Annotated in this window: 11 protein-coding genes, 1 rRNA gene and 1 CRISPR repeat array; of the genes, 11 read left to right on the top strand and 1 reads right to left on the bottom strand. The window is 28.8% G+C overall.

Annotated elements, in window-relative coordinates; genetic code table 11:
- The first annotated feature begins 39 nt into the window (after positions 1 to 39).
- The 6 genes from rrf to ACK2WN_RS10980 all read left to right on the top strand — a co-directional run bounded on the left by rrf (position 40) and on the right by ACK2WN_RS10980 (position 5,448).
- Positions 40 to 156 (top strand): 5S ribosomal RNA (gene rrf / locus ACK2WN_RS11005).
- Positions 157 to 380: 224 nt separating this feature from the next.
- Positions 381 to 1,628, top strand: a complete 1,248-nt coding sequence (locus ACK2WN_RS11000) for an ABC transporter substrate-binding protein (protein WP_416155587.1) — start codon at positions 381 to 383, stop codon at positions 1,626 to 1,628.
- Positions 1,629 to 1,743: 115 nt separating this feature from the next.
- Positions 1,744 to 2,607, top strand: coding sequence for an ABC transporter permease (locus ACK2WN_RS10995; RefSeq protein ID WP_300531590.1), 864 nt, complete (start codon positions 1,744 to 1,746; stop codon positions 2,605 to 2,607).
- 37 nt (positions 2,608 to 2,644) lie between these two features.
- A complete protein-coding gene (locus ACK2WN_RS10990) occupies positions 2,645 to 3,457 on the top strand; it encodes an ABC transporter permease (protein WP_118549944.1) in 813 nt (270 codons plus the stop codon).
- A 60-nt stretch (positions 3,458 to 3,517) separates the two neighbouring features.
- On the top strand, positions 3,518 to 4,534 hold the full coding sequence (locus tag ACK2WN_RS10985; RefSeq protein WP_416155586.1) for an ABC transporter ATP-binding protein: 1,017 nt from the start codon (positions 3,518 to 3,520) through the stop codon (positions 4,532 to 4,534).
- An 8-nt stretch (positions 4,535 to 4,542) separates the two neighbouring features.
- Positions 4,543 to 5,448 carry a nucleoside hydrolase gene (locus ACK2WN_RS10980; protein WP_416155585.1) on the top strand — a complete coding sequence of 302 codons (906 nt, stop codon included), beginning with the start codon at positions 4,543 to 4,545 and terminating at the stop codon, positions 5,446 to 5,448.
- Positions 5,449 to 5,526: 78 nt separating this feature from the next.
- On the opposite strand, the gene ACK2WN_RS10975 is transcribed toward ACK2WN_RS10980, so the two are convergent.
- Positions 5,527 to 6,714, bottom strand: a complete 1,188-nt coding sequence (locus ACK2WN_RS10975) for a pyridoxal phosphate-dependent aminotransferase (RefSeq protein WP_416155584.1) — start codon at positions 6,712 to 6,714, stop codon at positions 5,527 to 5,529.
- A gap of 498 nt (positions 6,715 to 7,212) precedes the next feature.
- On the opposite strand from ACK2WN_RS10975, the gene cas9 reads away from it, so the two are divergent.
- The 5 genes from cas9 (at position 7,213) to ACK2WN_RS10950 (ending at position 15,396) form a co-directional block, all read left to right on the top strand.
- Entirely contained in the window at positions 7,213 to 11,352 is a 4,140-nt protein-coding gene (gene cas9 / locus ACK2WN_RS10970) for a type II CRISPR RNA-guided endonuclease Cas9 (protein WP_416155583.1), read from the top strand.
- A gap of 2 nt (positions 11,353 to 11,354) precedes the next feature.
- On the top strand, positions 11,355 to 12,230 hold the full coding sequence (gene cas1, locus ACK2WN_RS10965) for a type II CRISPR-associated endonuclease Cas1 (RefSeq protein WP_416155582.1): 876 nt from the start codon (positions 11,355 to 11,357) through the stop codon (positions 12,228 to 12,230).
- A 16-nt stretch (positions 12,231 to 12,246) separates the two neighbouring features.
- Positions 12,247 to 12,540, top strand: coding sequence for a CRISPR-associated endonuclease Cas2 (gene cas2, locus ACK2WN_RS10960; protein WP_416155581.1), 294 nt, complete (start codon positions 12,247 to 12,249; stop codon positions 12,538 to 12,540).
- Positions 12,537 to 13,217: a type II-A CRISPR-associated protein Csn2 gene (csn2, locus tag ACK2WN_RS10955; RefSeq protein ID WP_416155580.1), complete on the top strand. Its 681-nt coding sequence runs from the start codon at positions 12,537 to 12,539 to the stop codon at positions 13,215 to 13,217. Before cas2 ends, csn2 begins: the two co-directional genes overlap by 4 nt.
- An 83-nt stretch (positions 13,218 to 13,300) precedes the next feature.
- Positions 13,301 to 14,392: a CRISPR direct-repeat array (repeat unit 36 nt; unit sequence GTTTGAGATTGATGTAATTTTAGATAAGTATCAAAC).
- A 173-nt stretch (positions 14,393 to 14,565) separates the two neighbouring features.
- The gene (locus tag ACK2WN_RS10950) at positions 14,566 to 15,396 is read left to right on the top strand and encodes a formate/nitrite transporter family protein (RefSeq protein ID WP_416155579.1); all 831 of its coding nucleotides are present in this window, start codon (positions 14,566 to 14,568) and stop codon (positions 15,394 to 15,396) included.
- Positions 15,397 to 15,557: the final 161 nt, after the last annotated feature.

The following is a 15,557-nucleotide window of genomic DNA, read 5'->3' as shown; positions in this document are numbered from 1 at the left end:
ATGTAGTTTTCAGAGTACAATCTCTGAAAATAAAGATTATGTGGTTATTATAGAAGAGAGGATACACCTGTTCCCATTCCGAACACAGAAGTTAAGCTCTCTATCGCTGATAGTACTTGGGGCGAAGGCCCCTGGGAGAGTAGGACGTAGCCACGTAATCTTTTTTTTATGCAAAAATAGCTCTTAAAAAAATTAAGTAGAATGTATATATAAAATTATTATATATACATATTAAAAAATATTATAAGTAAATATTTAATATAGTATAGATTTTTTACATAATAGATAATATAATTTAAAATAGGAATATATATTATATAAAATCGATAAATTTGTTGCACAAAAATTGAATTTATAAAATATTATTGAGGAGGATAAAAATGAAATTTGCAAAAAAACTTTCGGCAATAGTTTTATCAGCAGCTCTTTTATTAACAGGTTGTTCTTCTGGAGAAAACCAGAAAGAATCATCAACAGAAGACAAATATACAAAAATGTCTTATGAAGAAGCATTAAAAGAAGCTGAAGGAACAACTGTAACATTCTATGGTTGGGGTGGATCTGATCAGACAAACAACTACATAGATAAATACATTGCTCCAAAATTAAAAAAAGAACATAATATAACTGTTAAAAGAGTTGGTATGAATATAGATGAAATATTAAACAACCTTCAAAACAGTGTACAGGCTAACGAAGAAAAAGGTAATATAGATGTTATATGGATAAATGGAGAAAACTTCTATACTGCCAAAGAAAATAACTTATTATTTGGACCATTTACAGAAAAACTTCCAAACTTTGAAAAATATGTAAATGGTGATGCTGACGATACAAAACTAGACTTTGGATATCCTACTGATGGATACGAAGCACCATTTGGAAAAGCACAGGTTGTTATGGAATATAACTCAGATAAAATAGGACCAATAAAAAATGCGGATGAATTATTAGAAGCTGCTAGAGCTAATCCTGGTAAATTTACATATCCAGCATTACCAGACTTTACAGGTTCTGCATTTGTAAGAAATATAATATATGAAAAAGTAGGTTATGATAAATTAAAAGATATAGATCCAACTGATGAAGAGGCTGTAAGAGAAGCTATAAAACCAGCTATGGACTATCTAAAAGAATTAAAACCATACCTTTGGAAAAAGGGTGAAACATATCCAACTGACTCAACTCAGCAGGATAATATGTTTGCAGATGGAAGCTTATACTTCAATGTAAGCTACAATCCAAACCATGCATCATCACTAATAAGTAATGGAACATACCCTGAATCAACAAAAACTTGTGTATTTGATAAAGGAACAATAGGAAATACTCATTTCCTAGCAATAGCTAAAAATGCTCCAAACAAAGCAGGTTCAATGGTAGTTATAAATGAAATACTAGGATTTGAATCTCAGATGGAAAAATACAAACCAGAAGTTTGGGGAGACTTACCAGTACTAGATAATGAAAAACTTTCTGAAGAACAGAAAGCTACATTAGACAGTGTAGAAATAGGACCTGCTACATTACTTCAGAGCGAATTACTTTCAAAAAGACAGCCAGAGCTACCATCAGCAATAGTTCCTGTAATAGAAAAAATATGGACTGAAGAAATACCAGGTAAATAATTATAAATTAATGATAAAAAAATAGAATAATAAATAAAAGTAAAGGATATTCGTTTTTCGAATATCCTTTGTGCTATATTAAAAAATAAAAAATAGAATATAATAGGAGAAGAAAATGTCTAGAAAATCAAAATATAGACCATACTTGGAAACTATGCCAGTTGTAGCACTTCTATTATTTGTACTAGTATTTGGGATTTTAGGAGCTTTTGTACAAAGCTTGGGGTATTTTCCATTTATAGGTATGAAAGAAATAACATTAGAATACTACACTAAAATATTTACAAATTCTAGTTTCTTAAAAAGTCTATCATTTACGTTATACATAAGTGCAATATCGTCGATAATAGCTGTTGTACTTGGAATAATAATAGCTAGTTTGATCGTTTCTTTAAAATCTAAAAAAGAATATATATACAAAATTCCAATAGTAGTACCACACATAACAGTTGCTCTATTTGCAATAACATTCTTATCGGACTCAGGATTTTTTGCGAGAATACTTTATAGCATGGGAGTAAAAAATGCACAAGAAATATTTTCAAATATACTATTTAGTTCAAATGGAATCGGAATAATACTAGCATATATATGGAAAGAAACGCCATATGTTATGCTGACATGCCTGGCAGTACTAAAAAGACTTAGTAGCAAACATGAAATGGCAGCAATAAACTTAGGTGCATCTAAATGGTACGCATTTAGAAAAGTAACACTTCCGATGCTACTACCTACAATACTATCTGTATTCACAATAATATTCTCGTTCTCGTTTGGATCATATGAAATACCAATGTTACTAGGGGCAACAGTACCAAAAGCAATAGCAGTTCAAGCATTTATCGAATACCAAAATCCTATGATGACAAATAGACCATATGCTATGGCTATGAATATGGTAATAATAGCATTTTGTGTATTATTCGTACTACTATTTAATACAATTATCAAAAGAATTGTTATGAATGAGAAAAATTAAAAAACTTTAGAATAAAGTATAAAAAAGGAGAAAAAACATGAATTGGAAAAAACTTACGATGAAGCTACTTCTAGCCTTATCTATACTTTCTATTATAATTCCAATACTATCCATGATACTGTGGTCCTTTACAAATAATTACATATGGCCGGATATAATGCCTACAAACTTTGGAGTTAGAGGATGGGAATATGTAATACAAAACAGCGACAGAGTAATCCATACACTAAAAAACAGCATATTCATATCTCTAATGACTACAATAATAACAATAGCAATATCAATTCCATGTGCAAAAGCATTAGCATTTGAGAATTTTAAAGGTAAAAAATTTGTAGAAATGTTAGTATTCTCACCAGTGATAATACCACCAGTATCTATAGGAATGGGACTAAACATAGAATTTATAAAAATGGGCCTTGCTGGAACGTACTTAGGGATAATACTAGTGAGCATAGTCCCTTGCATACCATATGCTGTAAATATGATAAAAGATGTATTTTTAATAACTGGAAGAGGATACATAGATCAAGCATATACACTCGGTGCAAGCAAAAAAGATGTATTTCTAAAAATAGTTGCTCCAATGATAATGCCTGGAGTAATATCAGCTGCAATGATGTGTTACATTGTATCATTTAGCCAGTATTTCCTTGTATATTTAATAGGCGGTGGAAAAATAATCACATTTACAATGGAAATGTTCCCATTCATACAATCAGGGGATAGAATGTTGGGATCTGTTTACGGATTGATATTCATAGCTAGTACAATAGTACTTCTTATAGCTATGGAATATATAATGAAAAAAATGTACAAAAACGAGCTAGAAGATTATAAATATATCTAAAGTTATAATATAAAAATTAATCACAAAAGAATATAAATATAGAAAATAGAGGAATAAAATATGTATAAACTTGAATTACAAAATATACAAAAAAAATTCTCTAATAAAAATGTATTAGATGGATTAAACTTACAAGTAAAAAAAGGTGAAAGAATAAGTATACTTGGCCCATCTGGATGTGGGAAAAGTACAACGCTTAGCATAATAGCGGGTTTAATTGATGATTTTGAGGGAAAAGTAATCCTAGATGGAGAGGACATAACATCAAAAGCCGCAAACAAAAGAAATATAGTTATTGTAAATCAGGAAAACCTACTATTCCCACATATGAATGTATATGAAAACATAGCATTTGGACTTAGAGTTAGAAAAAAGAGCAAAGATGAAATAGATAAAAAAGTAAAAGATCTTTTATCTGACATAGGACTTGAAGGATATGAAAAGAAAAAAGTATCTATGATTTCTGGTGGAGAAAAGCAGAGAGTTGCACTTGCCAGAGCATTGGCAGTAGAGCCGGAAGTATTATTATTAGATGAAGCATATTCTAGCCTTGATACGAATCTTAGAGAAAGAATGAGGGAATTGCCAATAGGACTTCAGAAAAAACATAATACAACTATGATTTTAGTTACTCATGATAAAGAAGAAGCCATACTATTTAGTGATAGAATTGCCATAATGTTAAATGGAAAACTTGAGCAAATAGACTATCCAGAAGAAGTCTACACTAACCCTAAAACAAAAGCAGCAGCAAAATTTATGGTAGACGACAACTTTATTGAGATAGACGGAGCAACAATGCTTGTAAAACCTGAGGATATAGATATACACAAAGAAGTGTGTGGACAAAGTGATTTTGAAAATGCTCTAAACAAATTTGTAAAAGAAAACATCAACCTAGAAGGTAAAGTATTCTCAGCAGAAGTTAAAAAAGTTGTATATTCAGGTACTAAAATGAAATATATTCTAAATGTAGGGGAAAGAACTCTAAAAGTAGACGACTTCGATATGAATAGATACGAAGTAGGAGATAAAATAGGGATAGTAGTAAAGAAAACAAATATATATAGGGATTAGGTGATATTATGAAAAAAGTTATTTACGATTGCGACAATACTATGGGCTTAGATAATAGAGATATCGACGATGGTCTAGCACTAGTTTATCTAGTTGAAAATAAGGATGTGGAACTTCTTGGTGTTTGCACAACTTATGCCAATGATTCCTTAGAATACGTTCATAAACAGACATTAGAGCTTGTAGAAGATCTAGGTATAAACTTAAATGTCTACAAAGGTAGAGGAAAATTTGCAATGAATGATTATACAGGATTTGGATATAAAAGATTTGAAGACGACGGAAACTTTGAATCAAATGAAGCAGCAAAATTCATAGTAGAAATGGCGAACAAATATCCAAATGAAATAGATTTATTGGCAACTGGATCTATGCAGAATCTTTATGATGCCTATATGATAGATAATGAAATAGGAGAAAAATTAAATTCTGTAGTACTTATGGGTGGAATAACAGGCGATTTATACTTTGGAGATAAGATAATGAAAGAGCTGAATTTCTCTGTATGCCCTAAGGGAGCAGAAGTAGCTATTAAAAAATATAAAAATGTGTCTATACTAACTGGAAATAGATGCATGGATGTAGAGTTTGGAACTAATGAGCTAGATAAGGTTAAAGCTTTAGGAAATAATATTAAAAATGAATTTATAATCAATAAGATTGAAAAGTGGATGAGAGAGTTCAAAGAAAAATACAACTACGATTCTATAGTACTTTGGGACGTTATTGCTGCGATTTACTTAATGAATCCTGATATGTTTAGGGATGATTTTATGAGTGTTGTTTCTACAGAGGAAGATTTATTTGAGGGAAGACTTGTAGAAGGAGAGAGTGCAGCGAGAATAAATATTCCAGTGGTTTTAGATGATAAGAAGATAAATGACGAAATGATAAAAGTTGTATTTGAAAGATAATATAAAAATTTAGCAAAACAAAAAGTGGGCAATGAGTAAAATATTATACTCAGATACCCACTTTTTTTATTATCAAAATTAAGCAAATATAGCTTTTACAAATTCTTCTAATCTATCCATTGCAGTCATGAAAGTTTCCTCATTACAAGCATAAGATATACGCATATAGTTGTCTAATCCAAAGGCTATACCAGGAACTCCAGCTACATGGTATTTGTTAAGAAGCTCTTCACAGAATTCTATTGAAAAACTTTCTTTCCAATCGTATTTTTCTGCAACTTCACTTAAATCTATAAACATATAGAATGCTCCAGATGGCTGTATGTATGAAACATGGTCTATAGCGTCAAGTCTTTCAACAAGCATATCTCTTCTTGATTTGTAAACACTTACCATATGTTTTATGTCTTCTTCACATTCAACTAATGCTCCATAACCTATATACTGAGCTGTTAAACAAGGGTGAGAAACTAAATGTCCCTGTATAGAGCTCATAGCTTTTGCAACTTCTTTGTTAGATGCAGTATATCCAAGTCTAAGACCTGTCATAGCAACTGATTTTGCAAATCCATTTATAGTTATTGTTATATCCTTTGCTTCTTCAGAAAGAGATGCTACAGAAGTAAATCCATCAACATAGCAAATTCTTTCATATATTTCGTCTGCTAATATGAATATTTCTTTTTCAATACATACATTAACTATGTCTATTAACTCTTCTTTTGTATATACGTTTCCTGTTGGGTTAGAAGGGTTAGTAAGTATAAGCATTTTTGATTTTTCAGTTATAGCAGCTTCTAATTCTTCTTTAGTTAGTTTAAATCCGTTTTCTCTCTTAGTATCTATGAATTTTGGAACTGCACCAGTAAGTTTAACCATTTCTGGATAACTTACCCAATATGGTTTAGGTATAAGAACTTCTTCTCCTGGGTTAGTTACTGCAAGAAGTGCGTTAGTTATAGAGTTTTTTGCACCACTAGATAATACTATTTCGTCTATTGTGTAATTACAGTTATTTTCTCTTTTTAGTTTTTTTACAATTTCTTCTCTAAGTATTTTAAGCCCTGGAACAAGATCATATTTAGTGCAATTTTCATCTAATGATTTTTTTCCGTATGCTTTTGCTTTTTCTGGTACTGTGAAGTCTGGTTCACCTATGCTTAGGTTTAGTACGTCTATTCCATTTGCTTTCATTTCTTTTACTTTTGAACTTATTCCTATCGTAAACGACGGTGTTAGTGTGTCTAATTTTGTTGCTAGTTTCATTTTTAGTTTCCTCCTTTATGATAAGCAGCCTGATTTTTGGTTTTGGTTTATTTTGTTATGTTTTGTGTAATTTTTTGACTGTTTATTTTGTTTTTTAAAATCTAGTTTAATTTTTTATACCTTATATAATATATTATTTGAGGATAGATATCTATAGTTTGGGGAAATTTTTTGAATTATAAGGAAATTTGTAAACTAGATAATAAAATAAAAAGAAGTGAAAGTGTTTTTTGATAAATAAATAGATAGATTTTTCAGAAAATATATAATATAATAAAAGTGTAAAATGTTTGTAAAAAAATAAAAAAGAAAGCAAAAAAATAACTTGCTTAGAAGCAAGTTTATGATTTTTATTTTGCTGCACAATGCAGGCAAACGATTTGAAAAAATTTTATTTGAACTTTTGATGTAATTTTAGATACTTTTAGTATATATTATATTGCGTTAGATGTCAAATAGAAAACTTAATTATTCTGACAAATAAAAGGGGGAATAAATATGTCTAAAGAATACTTCTTAGGATTAGATATTGGGACAAGCTCTCTTGGTTGGGCAGTTACCGATACAAATTATAAGATATTAAGAGCTAAAGGAAAAAATCTAATCGGTGTAAGATTATTTGAAGAAGGAAAAACAGCAGAAGAAAGAAGATTATTTAGGTCAAGTAGAAGAAGGACTGCTAGAAGAAAAGAAAGAATAAAACTTTTACAAGAACTATTTGCTGAGGAGATAAACAAGATAGATCCAACATTCTTCCAAAGATTAAAAGAGAGTAAGTACTATTTAGAAGATAAAAGTGATAAAGATTGTCCATTTGCATTATTTAATGATGAAGGATTTACAGATAAAGAATATCACGAAAAATATCCTACAATATATCATCTTCGCAAAGATTTAATTGAAAGTGATGAAAAGAAAGATATTAGACTTATATATCTGGCAATACATAATATTATAAAAAATAGAGGTCATTTCTTATTAGGTGATAAGAATATAGACGCTGTAAAAAGTTTTAAAGATGCTAAGGATAGTTTTGTAGAAGCATTTGCGGAAATAGGAATAGAAATAAAAATATTGAATGAAGATAGATTTGAAAACACTTTAAAAGATAACTCATTGACTAAAAAAGATAAGAAAAAAATTTTAAACGATAATATAGATATAAAAAGTGATAAAAAAATAGAATTAGAAGAAATATTAAAATTATTAATTGGTCAAAATAGCAATATAAAAAAGATTTTTGATAATGAAGAACTTGTAAATGAATCTGGAGAAGATATAAAAATAACATTTGATAATTATGAGCAAGATTTAGAAAAAATAGAAAATTTGCTTTCTGAAAATGAAATAAATTTCTTGGAAGGAATGAAAAAAACTTATGATTGGTCTATATTAGTCAACATACTAAACGGAGAAAATTATTTATCAGATGCAAAAGTAGCTGCTTATGAAAAACATAAAAAAGACTTGGAAGATTTAAAATGTGTTTTAAAAAAGTATGCACCAGAAGAATATAAAAAGATGTTTTCTGAACTAGATGAAAAGAAAGCAAACTACGTAAGATATACTGGACATTATATAGTAAATAAAAAGAAAGTATATCCAGGCAAAAAAGCAACACAAGTGGAATTTTGTAAAAATGTATCCTCAATATTAAAGAAAATAAAGCAAAAAGATCCTGTTATAGACAGAATGATGAATGAATGCAAGGAATATACATTTATGCCAAAGCAAATAGACAAGAGAAATGGTGTATTACCATATCAACTTCATAAGAAGGAACTAAGAAAAATAATTGTAAATGCTGAGAAGTACTATGATTTCTTAAATAAAAAAGATAGTAACGGATACGTAACAAAAGAAAAGATAGAAAAATTATTGACATTTAGAATACCATATTATGTTGGACCTTTAAATGATAAACATAAAGAAAGTGGATTCTGTTGGATTGAAAAGAAATCTGACGAAAAGATATACCCATGGAATTTTGACGATGTGGTAGATAAAGATAAGAGTGCTGAAAACTTTATTATGAGAATGACTAATAAATGTACTTATTTAGTAGGGGAAGATGTACTTCCTAATCAGTCAATTTTATATAGTAAATTTAGAGTATTAAATGAATTAAACAATTTAAAAATAAATGGTGAGAAACCAGATGTTGAAGTTAAAAAGAAAATTTACAAGGAACTATTCCTTACAGGAAAGCCTGTAACTACTAAAAAGATAAAATCTTTCTACAAGAAAGAGTTTGGGATAGAAGTAGAAGTATCTGGGATAGATGGAGATTTCAAAAATAAAATGGATTCGTATGCAAAGATGAAGACCATACTAGAAGACTTAGACTCAAATTTAGAAACATTAAAAATGGCAGAGAATATAATTTTATGGTCTACAATCTTTGGTAGTGAAAAGAAGATGCTTAGAAAGAAAATAGAAACAAATTACCCTGAACTTAAAGAAAAACAAATTAAAGATTTGGTAGCAGTTAATTTTACTGGATGGGGAAGATTATCTAAAAAATTTCTAACAGGAATTAAAGCAAATATAGATGGAAACAACAATATAAGTATAATAAAAGCTATGGAAGAAACAAGCTATAATCTAATGCAGTTATTATCAAATCAGTTTGAATTTATAGAACTTATAAATAAATACAATAATAATTTAAATGAAGATTTAGATATAAATAATTTAGATTATGATAGTTTAATGGAAGATTTATATGCATCTCCAGCGGTAAAAAGATCTATATGGCAGACAATTTTAGTACTCAAAGAAATACAAGAAGTAATGGGTTGTGAACCAAAGAGAATTTTTATTGAAACACCTAGAAAATATGGGGAAAAAAAGAGAACAGAATCAAGAAAGACACAACTTCAACAATGTTATGAAAAATGTAAAGATGAAGAAGATGAATATATAAAAGAGTTTAAAAATAGTGGAATGATTGAAGAACTAGATACTGTGGAGGAAAGTAGGTTAAGAAGTAAAAGACTTTACTTGTATTATACTCAAATGGGAAAAGATATGTACACAGGAGAGAGTATAGAATTTTCTCGATTATTTGAAAAAAATGAAAAGAATGAATATCTCTATTATGACATAGATCATATATATCCTAAATCTAAGACAAAAGATGATAGTATAACGAGAAACTTAGTATTAGTGAGTAAGGTTGAAAATAGTAAAAAAGCGGATAAATATCCTTTAAAAACTGAAATTCAAAATAAACAAAGAGCATTTTGGAATATTTTAAAATCAAAAGGATTAATAACTGAAGAGAAGTATAAGAGACTTATAAGAAAAAATGCACTTACTAATGAAGAATTAACATCTTTTATAGAGAGACAGATAGTATTTACAGGACAGAGTACAAAAGCTGTTGCAAATATACTAAGTAAATTAATGAAAGAAAGCGAAATAGTTTATACAAAGGCAGAAAATATATCAGACTTTAGAAAAGAGATAGATTTCGTAAAGGTTAGAGAAATAAATGACTTGCATCATGCTCACGATGCGTATCTTGCAATAGTAGTTGGAAATATTTATCATCTAAAATTTACAAAGAACGTATATAAATTTGTGGCTAGTGCTAAAGAAGAATATAATCTTGGTAAAATGTATGAAAAAGATATAAAAAGAAATGGTAAAAAGATTTGGATTGCTGATATAAAAGACGAAAATGGAAAAGTTATAAAGGAAGGAACTAAGAAGATAGTAAAAGATATGCTATCTAAAGGAGGAATTCTATTTACGAGATATTCGTATGTTGGAAAAGGGATGTTATCTGATCAAAATCTAATAAATAAAGGTAAGATAAAGAAAGGTACAAAATATTTACCAATAAAATCAAATAAGAATGAATATTTACCAATTGAAAAATATGGTGGATATAATAGTATTAAAATAGCATTTTTTGCGTATGTAGAGAGTGAAGGTAAGAAAGGAAAAAAAATTAGAACACTTGAAGGAATACCTGTTTATATTGTTAAAAATTCTAAAGATGAATATGAAGATATTAAAAAATATATTAAAGAAAGTGATAATCTGAACAATCCAATTATACTTATTCCTAAAATAAAAAAAGATAGCTTTTTTGAAATAGATGGATATCCATTACATATATCTGCAAAAAGTGGAGAAAAACAGATTACTATGAAAAGTGCAGTTCAGTTAAAAATAAATTATAAAACTGTTAAATATATAAAGCAAGTTATTAAATATGCAGATAATGGAAGTTTAGATTTAAATATTGAGAAAAGATTAGAAATAACTAAAGAAAAAAATTTAAAATTGTACTCTGAATTAAGTAATAAAATGATAGAAGGAATTTATTCTAAAAGACCTACTATAAGTAGTGTAATTAAAATTATATTAAATGGAAAAGAAAAATTTGAAAATCTTAGTATTTATGAGCAGAGTGAACAAATTAAAAAAATTCTTAGATTATTTAATACAACATCGGAGTCAATTAAGTTAAATGCTATAGGTGGATCAAGCACAGGAAATGGTGAATTAAAAATTTCAAAGGAAATATCAAAAGTAAATAAAGCTGTTTTAATTAATCAATCTCCAACAGGACTTTTTGAACGAAGAATAGACCTTCTACAGGATACAGAAAAATTCTTTAAATAAAAATGAGTTGGCGAACAGTTGTAATAACGAGCAGAGCAAAATTAGACTTAAAATTAAACTATATGGTTATAAGAGGGGATGGTATAACTAGAATATTTCTAGGAGAACTATCCACTCTTATAATAGAATCTACAGAAGTTTCGATAACTGCGTGCTTGTTATGTGAATTAGCTAAAAGAAAAGTAAAAGTAATATTTTGTGATGAAAAAAGAAATCCTTGCTTTGAAGCTGTTCCATATAATGGATCACACGATACAAGTGCAAAGATAAGAAAACAAATAAAATGGGATAAAAAGGCAAAGGATTCTGTATGGACAGATATTGTAACAGAAAAAATAAATCAACAGATGATATTCTTAAAATATTTAGAATTAGAAGAGTATAAGCTACTTGAAGATTATATTGAAAATATAGAATATCGAGATGAAACAAATAGAGAGGGACATGCATCTAAAGTATATTTCAATGCATTATTTGGCAAAGGGTTTACCAGAAATGATGAATCAACAATAAATGCAGCTCTTAACTATGGATATACGATTTTATTATCTGCTTTTAATAGAGAAATTGTTGCAAGTGGATATCTTACACAGGTTGGAGTATTCCACGATAATATGTTCAACTACTTTAATCTTAGTTCTGATTTAATGGAGCCATTCAGAATTTTAGTAGACAAGGAAGTGTATAAAATGATGGATGTAAATAAGTTTGAAAAAGATGAGAAAATGAGACTAGTTAATATACTAAATAAAGAAGTAGTGATAGATGGAAAAAGAAACTATGTAAATAATGCTATAAAAATATACTGCAAGAGTGTGTTTGAAGCGATTAACGAAAATGATACATCTCTTATAAAATTTTATCGAGATGAGCTATAGGTTTATGAGAAGCATAGTGTTTTTTGATCTACCAACAACTACTTCAGCAGATTTAAAAGAATATACTAGATTTAGAAAATTTCTATTGAAAAGTGGATTTATTATGATGCAAGAGTCTGTTTATAGCAAAATATCACTGAATACAACAGCAGCTAATATATTATTAGATAATATAAAAAAGAATAGTCCTAAAGATGGTCTTGTGCAAGTTCTTACAATAACGGAAAAGCAGTATTCTAAAATGGAGATGATTATCGGAGAGAAAAAATCCGATGTATTAGATAGCGATGAAAGGCTGGTAATAATATGAAATTAGTACACCCAGAATTTAATTATCAAATTGAATTTAAAGAAAATAGAGTGAACTTAATAGTGATAGAAGATAAAAAAGTTTTTAGAGAGTATATTGGAGAGTTGTATTCTCAATGTATTGAATTAAATGATCTAGGAAAATTTGTTTTAAGTCATAAAGAAAAAGAAGTTAAACTTTCTAAAAAGGCTGAAATTATTTTAGACTTTTATTCTTTGGATATCAATAATAAGAAGATAATTACAAAGGTGTACAATAAATTAAAAGAGATTTCTACAGAGGAAGATATGTATGTAGAAACAGGAAAAATTAATTCTGAGATAGTTAGATATGTCGATAAAATTGTCGACATATCTGATTATCCTTTGGAATTTTCTATTGATATAGATATTGTAGACCTTTTTAAGATGGCAAATGTAAAGTTTTTGAAAGATTATACAAGTGAATTAGACAGAATTTGTGACTATATAAGTGTGGTAAATGAAATTACAGGTAAAGATATTTTTATATTTGTTAATTTTAGAGATTTCTTCAAGTTGGATGAGTTAAAAGAGTTTTATAAGTTTGCAACATATAAAAAAATTTTTCTGTTGATGATAGAAAACAAGGTAAATGATGTTTGTGATGAGTATGAAGATGTGTTTATTTTAGATGAAGATTTGTGCGAGATTTATTGATTTTTCAATATTTCAATGATATATTTTAATTAAGATTATCTAAAGTTACCCATGCTGTGATGGGCGTGTTTCTCGAATTTGAGGTTTGAGATTGATGTAATTTTAGATAAGTATCAAACTAAAATAGCGATAAGGTCGCTTTTCTTATTGTTTGAGATTGATGTAATTTTAGATAAGTATCAAACATAAAAGATATAACTATATCCGAAGTAATAGTTTGAGATTGATGTAATTTTAGATAAGTATCAAACATTTTGACGACGATATGATATGCGATTGGGGTTTGAGATTGATGTAATTTTAGATAAGTATCAAACTACAGAAGGTAATTCTGTGCTAGTTGAGGGGTTTGAGATTGATGTAATTTTAGATAAGTATCAAACCCAAGCTAATTGCCAAGTAGTACCAAGCAAGTTTGAGATTGATGTAATTTTAGATAAGTATCAAACGCCTTTTCTCTTTTATTCAACCTCTACTGTGTTTGAGATTGATGTAATTTTAGATAAGTATCAAACGTTGGTCGATTGTTGTTCCGTATAATTCAGGTTTGAGATTGATGTAATTTTAGATAAGTATCAAACTTTGCAGAGTGTACAAGCTACAAGGTGAATGTTTGAGATTGATGTAATTTTAGATAAGTATCAAACCTGTCTTCTATAGTAGTAGACATTCTGTTTGTTTGAGATTGATGTAATTTTAGATAAGTATCAAACTTTAGATATGAAAACATCTTTAAACGAAACGTTTGAGATTGATGTAATTTTAGATAAGTATCAAACTAATTTTTCTTTACCCCAAGCGTGTTCCATGTTTGAGATTGATGTAATTTTAGATAAGTATCAAACACTTTATCAGATGGTTCAGTAGTTGCTGTAGTTTGAGATTGATGTAATTTTAGATAAGTATCAAACATTACAGTTAGGAATATTATAAGAGTTGTTGTTTGAGATTGATGTAATTTTAGATAAGTATCAAACATTGCTCCATTGTAGTCCTAATAATTCTCCGTTTGAGATTGATGTAATTTTAGATAAGTATCAAACTGAAACAGAATGGAATAGAAACAGGCGAAAGTTTGAGATTGATGTAATTTTAGATAAGTATCAAACTAAGATAAAAATTGGCTCTGAACAACCACAGTTTGAGATTGATGTAATTTTAGATAAGTATCAAACACTGCACGCAAAGCAGTACATGCATAAAATAGTTTGAGATTGATGTAATTTTAGAAAAAACATTTTATATAGTAAAGAGTGTTTTTTATAATTTAAAAACTAAACAATATTGACAAAAATACAAACTCCTTTTAACATGAAATTACTAAAATGAAAAACAAGGAGTTGAAATAATGGGCTTTCAAACTATAACAGAAGTAGTAGAACAAAACATCCAAAACGGAATCAAAAAAACAAACCTAACAACAAAAAAACTAATCCTTCTTGGAATAGCAGCAGGATTTTTCATAGGAATCGGTGCAGAAGCGAGTAGCCTTGCAATGCATGGAATATCAAACGTAGGACTAGCAAGAACAGTAGCTGGTGCAGTATTCCCAATAGGTCTAATGCTAATCGTCCTACTAGGGGGAGAATTATTCACAGGAAACTGCCTAATATCAATGGCAGTATACGACAAAAAAGCAAAACTAAAAGGAATGATCAGAAACCTGACAATAGTCTACATAAGTAACTTCATTGGAGCAGCACTAATGGCATGGATGATAAATAACTGTGGTCAGCTAAACTTTAGCGATGGTGGTGCTGGAGCATTTACGATAAAGGTAGCTTTGGGAAAAGTTGGAATAGATCCTATGCAGGCGATAGTTTCTGGGATATTATGCAACGTACTAGTGTGCTTGGCGATATTTATGGCTGCTACAGCGAAAGACGTCGCTGGAAAATGTATAGCAATATTTTTCCCTATATTTGTATTCGTAATATCTGGATTCGAGCACTGTGTAGCGAATATGTACTATATTCCAGCGGGAATATTTGCAGCTCATAACCCATTATATGTAGCAAAAGCTACAGAACTATATGGGATAACTGCTGAACAATTATCTGGATTAAACTTTGGAAGTATGTTTTCAAATTTGATACCAGTTACGATAGGAAATATAATTGGTGGAATGGTCTTTGTTGGACTATTGTATTGGTATTTATATCGGAAAAAAGAATCGTAAAATTATATAAAAAAATTATAAAAATTTGCTCTCTATTAGAATATGGAGAGCATTTTTTATTCTTAAGGAAATTATAATAATTTAAAACTGTGGAAAACTTGTGTATAATAGTAATATGAATGTATTGAAAAAGCGAAAAGATGAAAAAATAATTAATAAAA

It is taken from the genome of Peptacetobacter sp. AB800, assembly GCF_047807365.1.
Taxonomy (GTDB): Bacteria; Bacillota; Clostridia; order Peptostreptococcales; family Peptostreptococcaceae; genus Peptacetobacter.
The sequence above is the reverse complement of the archived record's forward strand: the minus strand, read 5'-3'. Positions and strand labels throughout refer to the sequence as shown.

What these genes read in the sequence shown, in the direction of transcription:
- ACK2WN_RS11000 (WP_416155587.1), top strand. Translation starts at nt 381, where the DNA reads ATGAAATTTGCAAAAAAACTTTCGGCAATAGTTTTATCAGCAGCTCTT.
- ACK2WN_RS10995 (WP_300531590.1), top strand. Translation starts at nt 1,744, where the DNA reads ATGTCTAGAAAATCAAAATATAGACCATACTTGGAAACTATGCCAGTT.
- ACK2WN_RS10990 (WP_118549944.1), top strand. Translation starts at nt 2,645, where the DNA reads ATGAATTGGAAAAAACTTACGATGAAGCTACTTCTAGCCTTATCTATA.
- ACK2WN_RS10985 (WP_416155586.1), top strand. Translation starts at nt 3,518, where the DNA reads ATGTATAAACTTGAATTACAAAATATACAAAAAAAATTCTCTAATAAA.
- ACK2WN_RS10980 (WP_416155585.1), top strand. Translation starts at nt 4,543, where the DNA reads ATGAAAAAAGTTATTTACGATTGCGACAATACTATGGGCTTAGATAAT.
- ACK2WN_RS10975 (WP_416155584.1), bottom strand. Translation starts at nt 6,714, where the DNA reads ATGAAACTAGCAACAAAATTAGACACACTAACACCGTCGTTTACGATA.
- cas9 (WP_416155583.1), top strand. Translation starts at nt 7,213, where the DNA reads ATGTCTAAAGAATACTTCTTAGGATTAGATATTGGGACAAGCTCTCTT.
- cas1 (WP_416155582.1), top strand. Translation starts at nt 11,355, where the DNA reads ATGAGTTGGCGAACAGTTGTAATAACGAGCAGAGCAAAATTAGACTTA.
- csn2 (WP_416155580.1), top strand. Translation starts at nt 12,537, where the DNA reads ATGAAATTAGTACACCCAGAATTTAATTATCAAATTGAATTTAAAGAA.
- ACK2WN_RS10950 (WP_416155579.1), top strand. Translation starts at nt 14,566, where the DNA reads ATGGGCTTTCAAACTATAACAGAAGTAGTAGAACAAAACATCCAAAAC.